The sequence below is a fragment of the Streptomyces sp. SAJ15 genome (assembly GCF_007595705.1).
GTDB lineage: Bacteria > Actinomycetota > Actinomycetes > Streptomycetales > Streptomycetaceae > Streptomyces.
The window spans coordinates 319,414-337,874 of sequence record NZ_NISY01000003.1; the positions used below are offsets into that span (position 1 = coordinate 319,414).

Consider the following 18,461-nt stretch of genomic DNA (forward strand, 5'->3'; position numbering starts at 1 on the left):
GGGTCACTGCAGCCGCGGCGCCAAGGCCCTCGCTATGACGAGCTGCTCCTCCTGGAGCAGCTCGTCGTCGTCCTCAAGCTCGGCGGCGTCCTCAAGCTCGGCGGCGTCCTCGGCGTCTTCGAGATCCCACAGCGCGTTCTGCAGCACGCGGGTGAGCGTCCAGCGGGCGGCGCGCTGCCGGTCAAGGCCGAGCACCTCGGTCATCAGGTCGAAGCGGCGACGGATCGCCCGCGGGAGGTCGTCGGTGGCGACCAGGTCCTCCCAGCGGTTGCGCAGGGCGGGCAACAGCTCGAAGCCGGGGTCGCCGACGAGCGGCTTGGGGTCGATGGCCAGCCACGGTCCGCGCCCGGAGCCGGGCAGCGAGGCCAGCACGTTCTCGTAGTGCAGATCCCAGTGGAGCAGCCGGTCACCGGGCTCGTCGCGGACCTCTTCCGCCGCCGCGAGACAGCGCTCCAGCAGCTCCCGCTCGTCGGCGTCGGGCACCGCCTTCAACGCCACCGGCGCGTCCGCGAGCATCCCGTCGACGACGCCGGCCAGGGTGCGCAGCCCGGCCGGGCCCGGGACGGCGACCAGCCGCGCCAGCAGCCCGGCCAGGGTCAGCAGCGCCACCTCCGGGTCCCGGACGGAGGCCAGCGAGCGCCGGCCGTCCAGCCGCTCCAGGAGCATGGTCCCGGACGGCTCATCGTGCTCCAGCAGGCGCACGACGCCGTCGCCCGCCCAGGCTCGCAGGCCCAGCGGCTCGCCGACGGTCTCGTCGGTGACGTGCTGGAGCTTGAGCGCGGCCGGGGTGCCGTCGGCCCGCCGCACGGGCACGACGAGCGCGGCCGCGCCATGGGCCGAGGGGCCGTCCGGCCGCAGCTCCCACCGCTGGAGGAAGCCGTCCGCCAGCTCCGGTAGGGCGGCGATCCACGCGGCGGCGCTCTCGTCCCCGTGCTCCGCGTAGGCGGCGGCGAGTCCGGCGGGAACGGCGATTCGGCTCATGAAGGGTGGCTCCTCGGTGCGGCTGGTACGGGAACGAAGCCTCCGCACCCCTCAACGCCCCTGACCCGACGGCGCCTTATCCCCCTGCGGGCCGTCAGCCCATGGGGTGGCCCGGCGCTTCGCATCCTACGTTCGCGACCAGCGGCGAGTCCCGGGAGTGCCGGGACTGCGCGGGACGCGTACAGCGCCGCCGGAGACCGCCCCCGACGGCCCGCCGCAGACCGCCTCGGACGGCCCGCCGGGGACGGCCCGATGGCGTGTCAGAGTCCGCCCGGCGGCGTGTCAGAATCCGCCCGGCGCGCGTCAGGAAGGCCCGGTGGCACGGCGGACGAGGTCGGCGGTGACGGTCTCCGCGAACTCGATCGCGACCGGGCTGAGCGCCTCCCACCGCCGCACCGCCCATCCCGCCGCCAGCGGCGGGAGCCAGGGGATCGGGATCAGCCGCAGGTCGAGCCGGTCGGGCTCGCGCCAGCCGGGCAGCGCGGGCACCACCGCGTGGCCCAGACCCAGTTCGGCCAGGAGGATGGCGGTGTCCCAGTCGGCGACGCTGGTGGTGGACACCGCCTCGGTGCCCCGCCGGGTGAGGTGTTCGTCCAGCCGCAGCCGGGACAGCGAGTTCTCGGGCAGCCGTATGTGGCGGATGGCGGCGAACTCCTCGGGCCCGATGGCCGCGCGCTCCGCGAGCGGGTCGTCGGCCCGTACGGCCAGCACCCAGGGCAGCTCGACGACGGTCCGCTGCTCCACGCCCCGCACCGGCTCCCGGATGGTGATCCAGGCCAGGTCGGCGCTGTTGTCGGCGAGCGCCTTCAGACAGCCGCGGCTGGAGTTCTCGGTCTGGAACTCCAGGCTCACCAGCGGGTGGCGGCGCCGGAAGTCCACCACGCCGGCCGCCATGAAGTGGCGGACGCTGGTCGCCCCGGTGGTCACGCGTACCGTGCCGACCTCGCCCCGCCGCAGGTCCCGCAGTCGGCGCAGCGCGTGGTCGAGGCCGCTCAGCCCCTCGGCCGCCGCGCGGTGCAGGATCCATCCCGCCTGAGTCGCCGCCACCCCGCGCGGCTGGCGCTCCAGCAGGGCGATGCCCAGCTCCTGTTCGAGCCGCTTCACCCGTTGGCTCACGGCGGACTGGGTGCAGCCGAGGTCGCGGGCGACCGCGCTGAGGCTGCCGGTGTCGCAGACGGCGACGAAGGCCCGTAGATCATCCAGAGTCACCAACCCAAGCTATGACTTGGGCCTTTGAAAGAAAACCCGAGGATTGACTTGGGGCTCGGCTCACCGCGACGATCTGTCTGGGCCCAGGGCGGCAACCCGTCCACCGCGGTCGGCCGGATCCGGACCGGACGGCCGCGGTGGACGGGTGCCGACCCGCCGTCATCGGCGGGACCGGCGCGCCGGCTACAGCGATACGGCCGACCGCGCGGGACCGGCGTGCCGGCGTCGCCGGCTTGGACGGCTTGGACGGCTTGGACGGCTTGGACGGCTTGGACGGCTTGGACGGCTTCGACAGCTTCGACGACAGGCGAGCCGCGCGGGCGCGGCGTGCCGCTCGCCTCAGCGACAGAGCGACTTGATGGCGTCTACGAAGTCCGGGAACTCCTCCCGCGCCCGGCGCAGCACCGTCGCGGCCGGCTGCCGCGGACCCCGGGCGTGACGCTCGGCGATGCGCGCCACCTCCGCGTTCGGACCGGCCCCCTCCCACTCCGGGTCCTCGACGGCCTCCATCGGGCCGAAGCCGTCGGCGAGGAGCCACAGGAAGCCGTCGAGGTCGGGGGCGACCACGCCCAGGCTGCCCTCCGAGCCGAAGAAGACCACCGGCTGGTCGGCCAGCGGCCGGTCCGGCCGAGCCAGCCAGAACGCCGCGTACCCGCCGCTGCCGTCCTGGCCGAAGGGCCGGAGGTCGTCGCCGTCCAGGTCGTGGTTGCCGGTCCAGTGCCGCAGCCAGAAGGTGGTCCGCTCGGCGGAGTGGAAGGCGTCGTAGGGCTCGTAGTCGACCCCGTCGCCGTCGGCGTAGTCGAACTCGACACGGGCGAGGGCGGAGAGTGCGGCGGGGAAGTCGCGATCGTCGGTGGTGGTCACGGGCGCAGGTTAACCCCGGGCACCGACACCCGGGCCACCGCCGTAGGGCAGGATCGGGTGGTATGGACCAACAACCCTTCGCCAGTACCGAATCCGTCCTCGCCGCGATCCGGGAGGTCGCGGAGGAGCGGGGACGCACGATGGCGGCGACCCATGACATCGGGGCCGACCGGACGTCGCGGCGGCTCGCCGCGGGGGTGGGGACGGTGACCGACGCGGACGGCTCGCTGCCGCACGAGGCGTTCGTGGAGCTGGACGGCTCGCCGCGGGTGGAGATCGAGCTGTACTCCGAGGGGGACGCGACGATCGACGTCGACGGGGTCGTCTTCCACGATCTGCCGCGGGCCGACGTGCCCGACTTCCTACGCTCGGTCTACGGCGGACTGGCGCACGTCAGCGGCCGGCTGTTCCCGCCGGGGTGGCGGCTGGTGGTCCCGCTGCCGGGGGACCGTACGTACCGGGAGCTCGTCCACACGCCCGGCCTGACACCCTGGCTGAGCTCGCGCGTGCGCTGAGCCCAGCCGGGCCCGGGCGCGGCTCGCGCGTGCGCTGAGCCCCGGCCGGGCCGGGAGCCGGCACTACAGCCCCGGCGCCCCCCAGACCGGGAACCACCGGTCGAGTTCCCGCTCCACCCGCAGGTCGTCCGCCAGCAGCGACCGCACCTGGAGCTCCAGGGCGTTGTCGCGCCGCTCGCCGCGTGCGCCCGGGAGCGGGGCGAAGGGGTAGAAGGTGCCGCGCTTGTAGAGGTAGACGAGGGCGAGCACGCGCCCGGGGTCGGCGGCGCGGAAGGCCATCAGGGAGCAGAGCAGCTGTGGGCCGAAGCCGCCGTCCTGGAGGGCGGTGTTCACCGCGTGCAGGTCGTTGACGAGGGCCGGGGTGTCCTCGGGCGGCTGGCGGACCAGCAGCCAGGTGTAGCCGTAGCCGTCCCGGCTGAACTCGACCGGGACGCCGCCGCGCTCCGTGTCGGCGTCGAGCAGGGCTTGTACGTCCTGCCGCAGTTGCTCGAAGGCGCCGCCCTCCACGCTGGCGAAGCAGACGGAGCCGACGCCGGTGGGGGTGAACCCGGCCCCGGCCTGGAGGGTGATGGCCGCCGAGGGCAGGGCGAAGAGCTGGTCGAGGTCGGGGCGGACCGGCTTGCTGCGCCCGAGGATGGTGTCCAGGAGGCCCACGGTCTCAGCCCCTGCCCAGCTCCGCGGAGATGCGCCCGAGCTGGTCGAGTCGCTGCTCCAGGGTGGGGTGCGAGGACAGCAGCCGGTTCAGCGTGGCGCCGGAGAAGGCCGGGGCGAAGTAGAAGGCGTTGAACGGCTCGGCCTGCCGCAGGTCGCGGGTCGGGATGCGGGCCATGTCGCCGGTCACCTTGGTGAGCGCGGCGGCCAGCGCCGAGGGGCGACCGGTCAGCAGCGCCGCGGAGCGGTCGGCGGTCAGCTCGCGGTAGCGGGACAGCATGCGGGTGAGCACGAAGCTGATCGCGTAGACGACGGTGCTGACCAGCGGGACGAGCAGCAGGGCGAGGTGCGCGCCGCCGTCGTCCCCGTCTCCGTCGCCGTCCCCGCTGGCGAGCCCGCCCCAGAGCGCGACCCGCGTCATGATCCCGGCCAGCACCCCCAGGAAGGAGGCGATGGTCATGACCGCCACGTCGCGGTGGGCGACGTGGGACAGCTCGTGGGCCAGCACGCCCTCCAGCTCCTCCGGCTCCAGCCGCCGCAGCAGCCCGGTGGTGGCGCACACCAGCGCGGTCCGCTCGTTACGCCCGGTGGCGAAGGCGTTGGGCACGTCGCTCTCGGCGACGGCCACCCGCGGCTTGGGCATGTCGGCGAGCGCGCACAGCCGGTCCACCGCGCCGTGCAGCTCGGGCGCCTGCTCGGGGGTGACCTCGCGCGCGCCCATGCTCAGGGCGGCGATCCGGTCGCTGAACCAGAACTGCGCGACGAACAGCCCACCCGCGATGAGCAGGATCACCGGCCAGTAGCCGCTCAGCAGCACCAGCAGAACGCCGACGACGGCCACGTAGAGCAGCCCGATGAGGAACATCGTGCCGACCATCCGGGTGGCCAACCCCCGGTCCGGGGTGAATCGGGTGCGTGACATGGGATGACACCTCCGCGGGCGCACGCACCTCCCTGGGCGCGCATGCCCCCCACACACCCGATTTTCCCCTTTATCGGCGGTATCAACCGAATTTCGACCGACTCGCCGAGGGCGGCCCTCAGCCACCGAAGGTGGTTCTCAGCCCCTCGAAGCGCCTGGAAGCGCCTGGAAGCGCCTCGTAGCGCCTCGGCCGTCGAGAACGACTCCCGGTCGCCGACAACGGTCCAACGGGACGGCCCATGGCCGTCGTGCCGGGTCGCGGCCGTCGGCTAGGTGTCCGCGCCCAGCTGCGCCGGCACCTCCATGGCGATCTTCTCGAAGATCGCCGGGTCGGCCGCGAAGACCGAGTCGGCGATCGGCCAGTGCACCACGATCTCGTCGATGCCCAGCTCCGCGTGGGCGCCCGCGAAGTCCACGAAGGCGTCGACCGAGTCCAGCACCGTGTTCTGCTCCGGGGTGAAGCCGGTGAGCAGGATCCTGTCCAGCTCGGCCGCGTCCCGGCCGGCCTCGGCGCACGCCCCGCCCAGGGCCTCGATCTGCCGGGCGACCGCGGCCCGCGACTCCCGCGGGGTGCCGGTCTCGGCGAGCCTGGGGTCACCGGTGGTCACCCACGCCTGCCCGTACCGCGCCGCCAGCCGCAGACCGCGCGGGCCGGTGGCCGCGATCGCGAAGGGCAGTCGGGGCCGCTGCACACAGCCGGGGATGTTCCGGACCTCGCGGGCCCTGTAGTACGTGCCCTCGGCGGTCACCACGTCCTCGCTGAGGAGCCGGTCCAGCAGCGGGACGAACTCGCCGAACCGCGCGGTGCGTTCGCGCACGGGCCAGGGCTCCTCGTCCGCGCGCAGCAGGGCGGTGGCGTCGAAGCCCACGCCGCCCGCGCCGATGCCGAGGGTGACCCGCCCGCCCGAGATGTCGTCGAGCGAGATGAGCTCCTTGGCCAGGGTGACCGGGTGGCGGAAGTTCGGGGAGGTGACGAGCGTCCCCAGGCGCAGCCTGGAGGTGCTCGCCGCGGCGGCCGTGAGCGTCGGTATCGCCCCGAACCAGGGGCCGTCACGGAAGGAACGCCAGGACAGGTGGTCATAGGTGTAGGCCGCGTGGAAGCCGAGCTCCTCGGCGCGCTGCCACACCTCGCGGCCGCCCTCGGACCAGCGGCGGACGGGAAGAATCACAGTGCTCAAGCGCATGCCGTCGAGGGTAAGCGGTGGCGGCCACAGCGCGGCGGGCCACGGCGGACCGCCCTCACCCACGGGACGGGCGGGGGCCACGGCGCGGGGGCTTCCCCGGGCGCGCGCTCGGGCCGACGATGGGCGCGGGCGCGCATGGGGCACGGGCCGGGCGTAAGCGGACAGTAGGCGCGCGAGCCATTTCGCCTACGCCGAGTGAGCGAAACCGTGCGCAGGCCCGTGGTCCGGCCTTTCGGACAGAGCTGTTCGGCATATGCGGGAGGATGGATGCCGTGACTCCAGCTACCGAGCAGCCCGAGACTCCGGCCGCGGACAGGACTCCCACCGCCACTCCCCGCCTGATCGCCACCGACCTCGACGGCACCCTGCTGCGCGACGACAAGACGGTCTCCGCCCGCACCGTCGCGGCGCTGGCCGCCGCGGAGCGGGCGGGCCTCCAGGTGTGCTTCGTCACCGGGCGCCCGGCCCGCTGGATGGACGTCGTCAGCGACCATGTGCACGGCCACGGGCTGGCCATCTGCGCCAACGGCGCGGCCCTGGTGGACCTGCATGACGGCGGGCGGCTGATCGACGTCCACCCGCTCGCGGCCGCCGACGCGATCGCCGTGGTGGAGGCGGTGCGCGCCGTCGCCCCGGGTGTCTCCTTCGCCGTGGACCGCGCCTCCGGCGTCCACTACGAGCCGCACTACCCGCCGTACATCGTCGACCCGAGGGCCGACATCGCTCCCGCCGAGAAGCTGCTCGCGGACGGGCACGACGCCGCCGACCAGCCCATCCTCAAGCTGTTGGCGCACCACCCGGAGCTCGCCCCCGACGCCTTCCTGGACCTGGCCCGCGCGGCCGCCGGGGAGCACGGCTCCTTCACCCGCTCCAGCCCGACCGCGCTGCTGGAGATCAGCGGCCTCGGCGTCAGCAAGGCCAGCACCCTGGCCCGCTGGTGCGCGGAGCGCGGCATCCTGCCCTCCCAGGTGGTGGCCTTCGGCGACATGCCCAACGACCTGGAGATGCTGACCTGGGCGGGCACCTCGTACGCCATGGCCAACGCCCACCCGGCGGTGCTGGCCGCCACCACCCACCGCACCCACGGGAACAACGAGGACGGCGTGGCGGCGGTCATCGAGGAGCTCCTGGGCCGCCGCTGACGCCCGGGTGAGCGCGAGGCGCCGCGCTAGAGGCGCACGCCGCGCTTGCGCAGCCACGCCACCGGATCGATCGCCGAGCTGAGTTCGGGGGTCCGCCGCACCTCGAAGTGCAGGTGCGGCCCGGTGGAGTTGCCCGTGTCTCCGGAGAGCGCGATCCACTGTCCGGTGCGCACCGGCTCCCCCGGGACGGCGAGGACGGCGGCGAGGTGCGCGTAGAGCGTGTAGTAGCCGTCCGGGTGTCGCACCAGCAGGCTCATGCCGAAGGCTCCGCCGCACCGCATGGAGACCACCTCGCCGGCGCCGACCGTCCGCACCGGGGTGCCGACCGGCACCGCGAAGTCCTGCCCGGTGTGGCGGTTGGCCCAGTGCGCCCCGGCGCTGCCGAAGCCCGCGGAGAGCTCATAGCGCTCCACCGGACGGGTCCAGGACGGCGTCGGCCGCGGCGCGGGGGAGCGCTCACCGGCCAGCACCCGGCGCGGGCTCCGGGCGTCGTAGCGCAGCGGCAGGTCGGGGCGTACGGCATAGGGCGGTACGCCGCGCAGCAGCCGCCCGCGCGGGAGGCGACGGCCGGAGGCGGGGGTGTACCGCTCCAGCGTCCTCGGGTCGAGGACGAAGCACTCCTCGTCGTCCGCCGCGTCCCTGGTCATCCAACGCAGCCGCTCCCGCGTGACCTGCAACCTCCCCTGGACGCTTCGCTGTTCCGCGCCGAGTCGCCGCGCCCGCGCGGCGTGCACCCGCCCGGCCTCGGCCGCCCGGTCCAACTTCCGCTCCAGCCGCCGGCTGTTCGCCCGTGCCGCCCCCAACCGCCGCGCCAGGGCCCGCTCTCCGCTCGGCTCGCCCACCGCCGGCGGTGGCTCCACGCGGAAGCCGCCCACTCCCGGAAGCACGGAAGAACGCGGGCCGCCCCGCCGTGCCGTGAAGGGCGGTTCCACGTACGGCGGCGTGCCGCCGGCGCGCCACCGGCCCGCGGAGGGTCCGTGGGACGGGCGCGAGCCCACGGCGGCGTGGGCCGGCGCGTACGGCGACACGGCGAGGGTCCACGGGGTGGCCGCGACGCTGCCCGCGGCGGGGCCCCGAACGGCCGCGGCGGAGGACGGGGTGAGGGCCCCGGAGCCCGGGGGCACCGTGGCGGAGGACCTGGCGACCGCGCCGGAGGACCTGGTGACCGCGCCGGAGGAGGGGGCGACCGCGGCCCGGCGGCTCGTGCCGCGTGGCGCCTTGGAGTCGTCCCAGCCGTCGGGTGACCCGGCCGCACCGTCCGCACCGTCCGCGCCGTAGTCGGTCGCGTCCTCCAACTGCACCACCGTGCCACGGACACGGCGCAACTCGCGCCAGACCCGTTCGGTGACGGCCAGTTGGTCGCGTACGGAGCGTCGCTCCCGCGTGTAGCGGCGGGCGACGCCGTCCGCGCGTTCGCTGAGCCGGACCACGTCGACGCTCAACCGCGCGGCCTGCGCGGCGGCGCTCCGCTCCTCGCCGTCCACGACCCGTGTGTCCGCCCGCCCGGACTGGACCCCGGCCACCACGGCCCCGGATCCGGCCACGAGCAGCGCGCACACCGCCACCGAGAGGCGGCGCCTGACGCGGTGGGTGACACCACTTCGCCGGTGCACATATCGCATGAAACGGATCGTGGCCCGCGCCGTCGGCGGCCGCCCGCCCACCCACCCGAACGCACCCGCAATCGCGTGCCGAACGGGGTACGGGGGCCGAGGCGACCCCCCGTACGGCCGTACGCGGAGCATGACCGGGTCGGTCCATCGCGGCAGGGGCCCTGACGGTTCCCGACCGCGCCGGCGGCCTCGCCCCCCGCTGTCAGCCCGACCGCGCCGTCAGCCCCGACCCCACTGGCAGCCCGACCACGCGGGCAGTCCGACCACACCGGCTAACCGGCGGCCCGGCCGTGTCCTCGGCTCACAGCGGCGCCTCCCAGACCACCCGGGTGCCGCCGCCGCCCGGCCCCAGGCCCGGCCCGTAGACGCAGGAGCCGCCCAGCGCCTCGGCCCGATGGGCGAGGTTGCGCAGCCCGCTGCGGCGGCCGCCCTCCGGGATGCCGACGCCGTCGTCGGCGACGGTCAGCCGCACCCCCTCCCGTCCGTCCGGCAGCCGCACGGTGGCGTCGACGGACACCTCGATGCGCTCCGCGCGGGCGTGCCGAAAGGCGTTGGAGAGGGCCTCGCGAAGCGCGGCGATGAGGTTCTTCGCGGTCAGCTCGCCGACCCGCGCGTCGACCGGCCCGTTGAAGACGACGGAGGGCTGGAAGCCGAGCGGCACCGCGGCGGTGCCGATCTCGCGCAGCACGCGGGTGCGCAGCCCCGAGGGCACCTCGGCCGGCCCCTGTTGCAGCGCGAAGATGGCGGTGCGCACCTCGTGGATGGTGGCGTCCAGCTCGTCGACCGCCCGGCCGACCTGCTCGCGCACCTCCTGTGGGGTGTCCGTGCGCCGCTGGGCGCTCTCCAGCATCAGCCCGGTCGCGAAGAGCCGCTGGATGACGAGGTCGTGCAGGTCGCGCGCGATGCGGTCACGGTCCTCGTAGACGGCGAGCTGCTCCCGGTCGCGCTGCGCCTCGGCGAGGACCAGGGCCAGCGCGGCCTGGTCGGCGAACTGGGTGGCCAGGGTGCGCTCGGTCTCGCTGAAGGCCCGGTCGCCGCGCAGCCGCGGGGTGGCCAGGATGCCGAGCACCCGGTCGCCGCTGCGCAGCGGAAGCATCATGCTCGGGCCGTGGGGCCGGCCGAACTCGGTGGGCATGCGCGGGTCGGTCGCCGCGTCGTCGACGAAGACGGGCTCGCCGCCCAGCAGGTGCGGCACGATCGGCGACCGCGCGGGGACCACCGTGCCGAGCAGCCCCGCGGGGTCGTCGGCGGCCGCGGCGACGATCTCCAGGCCGCCGTCCTCCTCCGGCAACAGCACCAGTCCGGCGGCCGCGACCGCCAACCGGCGGGCCTGTTCGGCCACGACCGACAGGGCCTCCTCGGCGTCGCCGCCGGAGAGCAGGGCGGTCGTCACCGCCACCGAGCCGTCGATCCAGCGCTCGCGCTGCCGTGTGGCCTCGTAGATCCGCGCGTTGCCGATGGCGATCCCGGCCTCGGTGGCGAGCACCTTCACCATGCCCACCTCCGAGAGGCTGAACTCGCCGCCCCCACGCTTGTCGGTGAGGTAGAGATCGCCGAAGAGCTCGCCCTGGACCCGGATCGGGAACATGAGGCAGCCGGGCGCGGTGGGGGCGGCCGTGGGATCGGCGAGCAGGTCGCGGATCCGGTCCCGGTCCGCGGGCGGAACGCCGTACATGATCACGTCGGCCAGCGCGCCGCCCCCGGCGGGGTCGAGTACCCCGATGGCGGCGCAGCGCGCGTCGGCGAACTCCGCGGCGGTCTCGGCGATCCGGTCCAGGACGGTGTGCACGTCCAGGCCGCTGCCGATGGTGCGCATGGCCTCCAGCAGGCGCGGGACGCGGGCGGTCAGCTCGAAGGACAGACCCTGGAGGGAGCGGGTCGCCTCGGTGGCGGCGTCGAGGGACTCGCTGGGGTCCGGGGGCGGCTGCGCTGGTGCGCCGGGAGGGCCCTGGGGCTCCTGAGGTCCTGCGGAGGCTGCCATGCCCTGAGACTAATAAGACCCTTTTGCCAGGGAAAGCAACCGCTTGTCCTCCGCGCGCTGCCCGTCCCGATCCACCGCGGCCGCCGCAGCGCCCTGGGACGCCGCCTCCCGCTCCCCGGGGTCGCCCTCCCGCCGCGCCGCCTCCCGTTCTCCGTCCTCGGAGGCCGCCTCCCGACGCTCCCCGTCGTACCACCCCGCCGCCTCCGGGCCCGGCTCCCGCCCGCGGGTGGCCTGCTCACGCCCCGGGTCCCGCAGGCGCTCCTGCTCCCGCTCGCGCTCCAGCATCCGCCGGAACGGCCCGTCCACGGCCGCCAGCGCCTCGTACGCGCCGCGCTGCACCGTCCGCCCGCGATCGAGGACGATCACCTCGTCCACCGCCCCGGCCAGCCCGGTCAGCCGATGGGTGATCAGGACCGTCGTCCGCCCGCGCGTGGCGGCCAGCAGATCGGCGGTCAGCGCGTCGGCGGTGGCCAGGTCGAGGTGTTCGGCGGGCTCGTCCAGCAGCAGGACGGGGAAGTCGGCGAGGACCACGCGGGCCAGCGCCAGCCGCTGCCGCTGACCGCCGGAGAGGCGGGCGCCCGACTCCCCGACCAGGGTGTCCAGCCCGTCCGGCAGCCCGGTCACGAAGTCCGCCAGCCGCGCGGCGCGCAGCGCGCCCCAGAGCTCGTCGTCGGTGGCGGCAGTCCGCGCGACGCGGAGGTTCTCGCGCAGCGAGCTGTCGAAGATGTGCGCGTCCTGGGCACACAGCCCCACCAGCCGCCGGACACCGTCCCCGTCGGTCGCCGTGGCGTCGCGGCCCGCCAGGGTGTAGGTGCCGGACTCCACGTCCACGAAGCGCAGCAGCACCTGGGCGAGGGTGGTCTTGCCGGCGCCGGACGCCCCGACCACGGCCACCCGCCGGCCGGCGGTCAGTTCCAGCGCGAAGTCCTCGAGGGCGGGGGCGGTACGGCCGGGGTAGCGAGCCGTCAGCCCGCTGACCCGGAGCGGGAACGGCGACGCGGGAGCGGGCCCGTCGCCCTCGACGACCGGGGCGGGGGCGTCCACCACCTCGTACACCCGCTCCGCGGCCCGCCGCACCCGCTGCCGGTACTGCACGGCGAGCGGCAGCCCGGCGACGGCCTCGAAGGCGGCCAGCGGCGTCAGCACCACCACGGCCAGCCACACCCCGCCCAGCCGACCGTCCGCCACCGCGGCCACGCCCGCCCAGGCGCTCGCGGCCACGGTCAGCCCGGCGGCCAGCGCGGACAGCCCCGCCCCGGCGGCGGTGGCGGCGGCGGTGCGGCGGGCGATGCCGGTGAGCGCGCGGTCGGCGCCGCGCACGTCCTCCAGCCGGCGCGGCAGCGCGCCGGCGACCGTCAGCTCCGCCGTGCCCGAGAGGAGGTCGACCACCTCGGCCGTCAGCGCGCCCCGCGCGGGGGCGAGTCGCCGCTCCGCGCGGCGGGCCACCGCGCCGGACACCAGGGGCACCAGCACCCCTGCCACCAGCAGCCCCACCGCCAGCGCGACGCCCGCCTCGGGCAGCAGCCATCCGGTGAACGCCACGGCCACCACGCTGACGGTGACGGCCGAGCCCAACGGAAGCAGCCAGCGCAGGAAGTAGTCCTGGAGCGCGTCCACGTCGGCGACGAGCCGCGAGAGCAGGTCGCCGCGGCGCGCGTCCCGCAACCCGGCCGGCGCCAGCCGCTCCAGCCTGCGGTACACGGTGACGCGCAGGTCCGCCAGGACCCGCAGCGCGGCGTCGTGCGAGACCAGGCGCTCGGCGTAGCGGAAGACGGCGCGGCCGATGCCGAACGCGCGGGTCGCGGTGACGGCCACCATCAGATACAGCACCGGCGGCTGCTGCGACGCCCGCGAGATCAGCCAGCCCGACACCGCCATGAGCCCTACGGCGCTGCCCAGCGCCAGCGCCCCCAGCAGCAACGCCAACCCGAACCGCCCGGCCCGCGCCCGCCCCGCCCGACGCACCGCCGCCAACGGCCCCGCCTCCCCGACGAGATCGTCTCCGGCCCCCCGTCCGCCGCCCCCGCCCCCGGCAGACCCGGCACCGCCTCCCGCGGGGGTACATGCGCCACCCTCCCGACGAGCGCCAAGGGTCCCCCCGCCATCCCGCCCCACGCCCCCGGCAGACCCGGCACCGACCCCCGCAGGGGGACATGCGCCACCCTCCCGACGAGCGCCACGGGTCCCCCCGCCATCCCGCCCCACGCCCACGGTGGGGTCGGCACCGGGTCCGGCGACCGGCCGGGCCTCCGCCCCCTCGGACTCCCCATGGGCCTCCTCGCCGGCCCGGCCAACGCCCGCACCGGCCGCCGCCCACGGGGTGGCGCCCGCGGCAACGGCCACGGTGGTGCCCACGGCGGAGCCGTCGGGCGCGGCCGCCCGCGCCCCGGCCGAGAGCGGCACGTCACACGCGATCGCGGTCGCCCGAGCCCCACCCGGCAGCGCCGCCGCGCACTCGGGCGCGCCCGACCGGTCTGCCCGCGCGACGTCGCGAGCCACGGCCTCCGCCCCGGCTGAGGGGCCCGTCATCCCCTCCCCGCCCTGCGGACCGGGCTCCAACGGCGAGCCGGGCCCGCCGCCCTGTCCGGCAGACCGCCCCGCCCCGGCGACCGCCCCCCTCGGACCGGGGTGGACGGACACATCCCCCGACCCAGACGGCCCAGAACCACCACTCAGACCCGCACCGTCGGCCGAGCCCTCCCCCGTGACACCGGCCGCACCCCGCGGACCGGGGTGAACGGGCGGGTGGGTGGGCGCGTCCTCCGGCCCGAAGGGCCAGGAATCCCCCCGCGGCGCGGCGGACACAGGGTCCCCCGAACCCCCGCTCGCCAGCGCCGCCCCGCCCGGCAGGGCACCCGGCAGGGCACCCGGCAACGTGATGACCCGGTCCGCCACCGCGAGCAGCGCCGGGCGGTGGACGACCAGGAGGACGGTGCGGCCGGCGGCGAGGCGGCGGACGGCCGCCACGACGGCCGCCTCGGTCTCGCCGTCGAGGGCCGCGGTGGGCTCGTCGAGCAGCAGCACCGGCCGGTCGGCGAGGAAGGCGCGCGCCAGCGCGATGCGCTGGCGCTGCCCGGCGGACAGCCCCGCGCCGTCGTCGCCGAGAGCGGCGTCCAGGCCGCCGGGCAGGGTCTCCACGAACTCCAGCGCGCCCGCCGCCCGCAGAGCGTCCCGTACGGCGGAGGCGTCGGCGTCCGGCCGGGCGATCCGCACGTTGTCGGCGACGGTGCCGGCGAAGAGACGGGGGCGCTGCGGGACCCAGGCGATCCGACGGTGCCACTCCTCGAGCGAGAGCTCGGCCAGGTCGACGCCGTCGACCAGAACGCGGCCCCGCGCGGGGCGCACAAAGCCCAGAACGGCGTTGAGCAGGGTGGACTTCCCGGCGCCGCTCGGCCCGACGAGGGCCACCGTCTCGCCCGCGCGGACCTCGAACGTCGTCTCGTCGAGGGCGGGTTCCGCACGGCCGGGGTGTCGTACGACCAGTCCCTCGACCGCCAGCGTGCCCGGCGTGCCGGGCACGCCGGCCGTACCGGACGCGCCAGATCCATCAGCCGTACCGGATACACGGGGTCCGTCAGCCGCACCGGACGCGCGGAGTCCGTCAGCCGTACCGGACGCACCCGGCGCCTCGCGGGTGCCGATCCCGTCCGGCACCGGCCGGCGCCCCGTCGCGGACGGCTCGGTCTCCAGCACCGCGAAGACCTCGTCCGCGGCCGCCAGGCCCTCCGCGGCCGCGTGGTAGTGGGCGCCCACCTGACGCAGCGGCAGATACGCCTCCGGGGCCAGGATCAGCACCACCAGGCCGGTGGTGAGGTCGAGTTCGCCGTGGACCAGCCGCATGCCGACGCCGACGGCGACCAGGGCCACCGAGACGGTCGCCAGCAGCTCCAAGGCGAAGGAGGAGAGGAAGGCGATCCGCAGCGTGCGCAGGGTGGCGCGGCGGTAGTCGGCGGTGATGGCGCGGATGGACGCGGCCTGGGCCTTGGCGCGCCCGAAGACCTTGAGGGTGGGGAGTCCGGCCACGACGTCCAGGAAGTGACCGGAGAGCCTGGTCAGCAGCCGCCACTGACGGTCCATCCGGGACTGGGTGACCCAGCCGATGAGCACCATGAACAGCGGGATCAGCGGCAGCGTGACCGCGATGATCAGCGCCGAGACCCAGTCGGCGGTGACGATCCGGGCCAGCACCGCCGCCGGCACCACCACCGCCAGCCCGAGCTGCGGCAGATAGCGCGCGAAGTAGTCGTCGAGCGCGTCGACGCCCCGCGTCGCCAGCGTCGTGAGCTCGCCGGTGCGTCGGGTGTCCAGCCAGCCCGGCCCCAGCCGGGTGGCGTGGGAGAGCAGCCGGGTCCGCAAGGTGGACTTGACCGCCGCGCTCGCGCGGTGCGCGGCCAGCTCGGTGAGCCAGGACACCGCCGCCCGGCCGACGGCCACCGCGGCCAGCAGGGCGAGCGGCCGGGCCAGGTCGCCGGCATCCCGGCCGCGTTCGAACGCGCCGACCACCACCTCGGCGATGAGCATCGCCTGGGCGATGACGAGCCCGGCGCCCACCAGCCCGAGCGCCACCGAGGCGCCCAGGAAGAGGCGGGTGGCGCGGGCGTGGCGCAGCAACCGGGGGTCGACGGGCTTCACCGCGGCACCGCCTCAGTGCCCGACGGGGATGTGCTGGGTGCCTATCCGCTTGCGGAAGACCCAGTACGTCCACGCCTGGTAGGCCATGACCAGCGGCGTCATGATGACCGCGACCCAGGTCAGGATCTTGAGGGTGTACGGGCTGGAGGCCGCGTTCGAGGCGGTCAGGCTCCAGGCGGGGTCGAGCGAGGAGGGCATGACGTCGGGGAAGAGGGCGAGGAAGAGCATCCCGACGGCGGCCGCGATGGTCACCCCGGACAGGGCGAAGGCCCAGCCCTCGCGCCCCGCGCGGTTCATGAGCAGCGCCCCGGCCAGTGCCGCCACGGCGACACCGAGGGCGACCGCGCTGCGGCCGTCGCCGCTGTCGGCCTGGGTCCAGGCGAGGAAGGCCACCGCGAGCACCGCCGCCACCGGCCCCAGCACCCCGGCCTGGCGCCGGGCCCGGACCCGGATGTCGCCGACCGTCTTGAGCGCGGCGAAGACCGCGCCGTGGAAGGTGAAGAGCGCCAGCGTGGTGGCGCCGCCCAGCAGCGCGTACGGGTTCACCAGGTCCAGCAGGTCGCCGGCGTAGTTCTTGTCCGGCCCGATGGGCACCCCGCGCACCATGTTGGCGAAGGCCACGCCCCACAGGAAGGCGGGCACCAGCGAGCACCAGAAGATGGCGTGTTCCCAGTTGGTCTGCCAGCGCTCGTCGGTGCGCTTGTGCCGGTACTCGAAGGCGACGCCGCGCACGATCAGACAGACCAGGATGGCCAGCAGCGGCAGGTAGAAGCCGCTGAAGAGGGTGGCGTACCAGTCGGGGAAGGCGGCGAAGGTGGCCCCGCCGGCGGTCAGCAGCCACACCTCGTTGCCGTCCCAGACCGGCCCGATCGTGTTGATCAGGACGCGGCGCTCGGTGCGGCCTCGGGCCAGCGTCTTGGTCAGCACGCCGATGCCGAAGTCGAAGCCCTCGAGGAAGAAGTAGCCGATCCACAGGACGGCGATCAGCCCGAACCAGATGTCGTGAAGGTGCATGGCCTGGTGTCTCCTTGCCCGGTCGTCCGGCCGCTCAGTACGCGAAGGTCATCGGTCGGTCGGCCTCGGCCGCCGCCTCGGCGGCCCCGGCCCCCGTGCCGCCGGGGCCGCCCGGCAGCCGCAGCCGGGGGTCCTTCGCCGGCGGCCGCTCGTCGACGTCCGGCCCGGCCTTGGCGGTCTTGGCCAGCAGCCGCACCTCGATCACCGCGAGCACGCCGTAGAGCAGGGTGAAGACGCCCATGGAGATCAGCACCTGGCCCTGGCCGACACCGGGCGAGACCGCGTCCCCGGTCTTCATCAGCCCGTAGACCGCCCAGGGCTGACGGCCCATCTCGGTGAAGATCCAGCCGAAGGAGTTGGCGAGCAGCGGGAAGCCCATGGTGAGGATCCCCAGTCGCCAGGCCCAGGCGGTGAGGAAGGGGGTGAGCTCGCGGTTCTTCGTGAGCATCAGGCGCGGCACCTCGTCCTCGCCGGTGCGGAACCGCGGCGCCAGCCACAGCTTCCTGCGGGTGGTCCACAGCCCGATGAGGCCGGCGGCGAAGGAGGTCATACCGAAGCCGATCATCAGCCGGAAGCCCCAGAAGGCCATGAAGATGTCGGGGATGTAGTCCTCCGGCTCACCGCCGTAGAGCTCGGCCTCGCGCTCCGCGATGTCGTTGATGCCGGGCACCGGGTCGGTGAAGTTGTTGTGCGCGAGGAAGGAGAGGACGCCGGGTATCTCCAGCTCGGTGCTGTTGTGCCCCTCGCCGACCTCCCCGACGGCGAAGATCGCGAACGGCGCGGGGGCCTGGGTCTCCCACAGCGCCTCGGCGGCCGCCATCTTCATCGGCTGCTGCTCGAACATCACCTTGCCCAGCTGGTCGCCGCTGATCGCGGTGCCCATGCCGGACAGCACGGCGATGACCAGGCCGACCCTCAGCGAGGAGCGCATGGCGCCGATCTGCTTCTTCTGCTTCTCACCCAGCTCCCGGCCCCGGTCCTGCGCCCGCTTGGCGCGCCACAGGTGGAGGGACGAGATGCCGACCATGAAGGCGGCGCCGGTGAGGAAGGCGGCGGTGAGGGTGTGGAAGACGACGACCAGGGTGGTGTTCTGGGTCAGCACCGCCCAGAAGTCGGTGAGCTGCGCCTTTCCGGTGGCCTTGTCGATGGTGTAGCCGACCGGGTGCTGCATCCAGGAGTTCGCGGCGAGGATGAAGTACGAGGACAGCACCGTGCCCATGGCCACGATCCAGATGCAGGCGCAGTGCAGCTTCTTCGGCAGCTTGTCCCAGCCGAAGATCCACAGACCGATGAAGGTGGACTCGAAGAAGAAGGCGATCAGCGCCTCCATCGCCAGCGGGGCACCGAAGACGTCACCGACGAAGCGGGAGTAGTCCGACCAGTTCATGCCGAACTGGAACTCCTGCACGATGCCGGTGACCACCCCCATCGCGATGTTGATCAGGAAGAGCTTTCCCCAGAACTTCGTCGCATGGAAGTACTTCTCCTTGCCCGTGCGCACCCAGGCGGTCTCCAGCCCGGCCGTGATCGCGGCCAGGCTGATCGTGAGCGGGACGAAGAGGAAGTGGTAGACGGTCGTGATGCCGAACTGCCATCGCGCCAGCGTCTCCGGCGCCAGGGCCAGGGTCACCGTATCCACGCAGGACTCTCCTTACCGTCGTGCCCTCCGCCCGACTGCGCCCCTCGTTGACACACGGCTATGTCCGTACAAAGAGGGACGAAACGCGGAGCTTGTGAACGCGTTCACATTCAC

At 74.7% G+C, this 18,461-nt stretch carries 12 protein-coding genes and 1 pseudogene; 2 read left to right on the plus strand and 11 right to left on the minus strand.

Annotated features, from left to right (window positions below; all coding sequences use genetic code 11):
• Nucleotides 1-3: 3 nt before the first annotated feature.
• From CD790_RS11580 to CD790_RS11595, 3 genes are all read right to left on the minus strand, one after another.
• Nucleotides 4-981 carry an aminoglycoside phosphotransferase family protein gene (locus tag CD790_RS11580; protein ID WP_144383090.1) on the minus strand — a complete coding sequence of 326 codons (978 nt, stop codon included), beginning with the start codon at nucleotides 979-981 and terminating at the stop codon, nucleotides 4-6.
• 303 nt (nucleotides 982-1,284) lie between these two features.
• A complete protein-coding gene (locus tag CD790_RS11585) occupies nucleotides 1,285-2,190 on the minus strand; it encodes a LysR family transcriptional regulator (protein ID WP_144383091.1) in 906 nt (301 codons plus the stop codon).
• A 339-nt stretch (nucleotides 2,191-2,529) separates the two neighbouring features.
• Nucleotides 2,530-3,054, minus strand: a complete 525-nt coding sequence (locus tag CD790_RS11595) for an SMI1/KNR4 family protein (protein WP_144383092.1) — start codon at nucleotides 3,052-3,054, stop codon at nucleotides 2,530-2,532.
• A 62-nt stretch (nucleotides 3,055-3,116) separates the two neighbouring features.
• Between CD790_RS11595 and CD790_RS11600 the strand changes: the two genes are divergently transcribed.
• Nucleotides 3,117-3,569 carry a hypothetical protein gene (locus CD790_RS11600; RefSeq protein WP_144383093.1) on the plus strand — a complete coding sequence of 151 codons (453 nt, stop codon included), beginning with the start codon at nucleotides 3,117-3,119 and terminating at the stop codon, nucleotides 3,567-3,569.
• 63 nt (nucleotides 3,570-3,632) lie between these two features.
• On the opposite strand, the gene CD790_RS11605 is transcribed toward CD790_RS11600, so the two are convergent.
• The 3 genes from CD790_RS11605 to CD790_RS11615 form a co-directional block, all read right to left on the minus strand.
• Complete coding sequence (locus CD790_RS11605; RefSeq protein ID WP_144383094.1) at nucleotides 3,633-4,223, minus strand: PspA-associated protein PspAB; 591 nt, start codon at nucleotides 4,221-4,223, stop codon at nucleotides 3,633-3,635.
• Nucleotides 4,224-4,227: 4 nt separating this feature from the next.
• The gene (htpX, locus tag CD790_RS11610; protein ID WP_144383095.1) at nucleotides 4,228-5,142 is read right to left on the minus strand and encodes a zinc metalloprotease HtpX; all 915 of its coding nucleotides are present in this window, start codon (nucleotides 5,140-5,142) and stop codon (nucleotides 4,228-4,230) included.
• Nucleotides 5,143-5,411: 269 nt separating this feature from the next.
• Nucleotides 5,412-6,326, minus strand: coding sequence for an LLM class flavin-dependent oxidoreductase (locus tag CD790_RS11615; RefSeq protein WP_144383096.1), 915 nt, complete (start codon nucleotides 6,324-6,326; stop codon nucleotides 5,412-5,414).
• 263 nt (nucleotides 6,327-6,589) lie between these two features.
• On the opposite strand from CD790_RS11615, the gene CD790_RS11620 reads away from it, so the two are divergent.
• Entirely contained in the window at nucleotides 6,590-7,468 is an 879-nt protein-coding gene (locus CD790_RS11620; protein ID WP_144383097.1) for a Cof-type HAD-IIB family hydrolase, read from the plus strand.
• A gap of 26 nt (nucleotides 7,469-7,494) precedes the next feature.
• On the opposite strand, the gene CD790_RS36795 is transcribed toward CD790_RS11620, so the two are convergent.
• The 5 genes and pseudogenes from CD790_RS36795 to CD790_RS11645 all read right to left on the minus strand — a co-directional run bounded on the left by CD790_RS36795 (nucleotide 7,495) and on the right by CD790_RS11645 (nucleotide 18,338).
• A complete protein-coding gene (locus CD790_RS36795; RefSeq protein WP_399217343.1) occupies nucleotides 7,495-9,090 on the minus strand; it encodes a peptidoglycan DD-metalloendopeptidase family protein in 1,596 nt (531 codons plus the stop codon).
• Nucleotides 9,091-9,382: 292 nt separating this feature from the next.
• Nucleotides 9,383-11,062, minus strand: coding sequence for a GAF domain-containing sensor histidine kinase (locus tag CD790_RS11630; RefSeq protein ID WP_144383098.1), 1,680 nt, complete (start codon nucleotides 11,060-11,062; stop codon nucleotides 9,383-9,385).
• Nucleotides 11,063-11,332: 270 nt separating this feature from the next.
• Nucleotides 11,333-15,694 (minus strand): annotated as a pseudogene (cydD, locus tag CD790_RS11635) (thiol reductant ABC exporter subunit CydD); the annotation flags it as partial.
• Between the two features lie 12 nt (nucleotides 15,695-15,706).
• A complete protein-coding gene (gene cydB, locus CD790_RS11640; protein WP_144383099.1) occupies nucleotides 15,707-16,708 on the minus strand; it encodes a cytochrome d ubiquinol oxidase subunit II in 1,002 nt (333 codons plus the stop codon).
• A gap of 34 nt (nucleotides 16,709-16,742) precedes the next feature.
• On the minus strand, nucleotides 16,743-18,338 hold the full coding sequence (locus CD790_RS11645) for a cytochrome ubiquinol oxidase subunit I (protein WP_144383371.1): 1,596 nt from the start codon (nucleotides 18,336-18,338) through the stop codon (nucleotides 16,743-16,745).
• Between the last annotated feature and the right edge of the window lie 123 nt (nucleotides 18,339-18,461).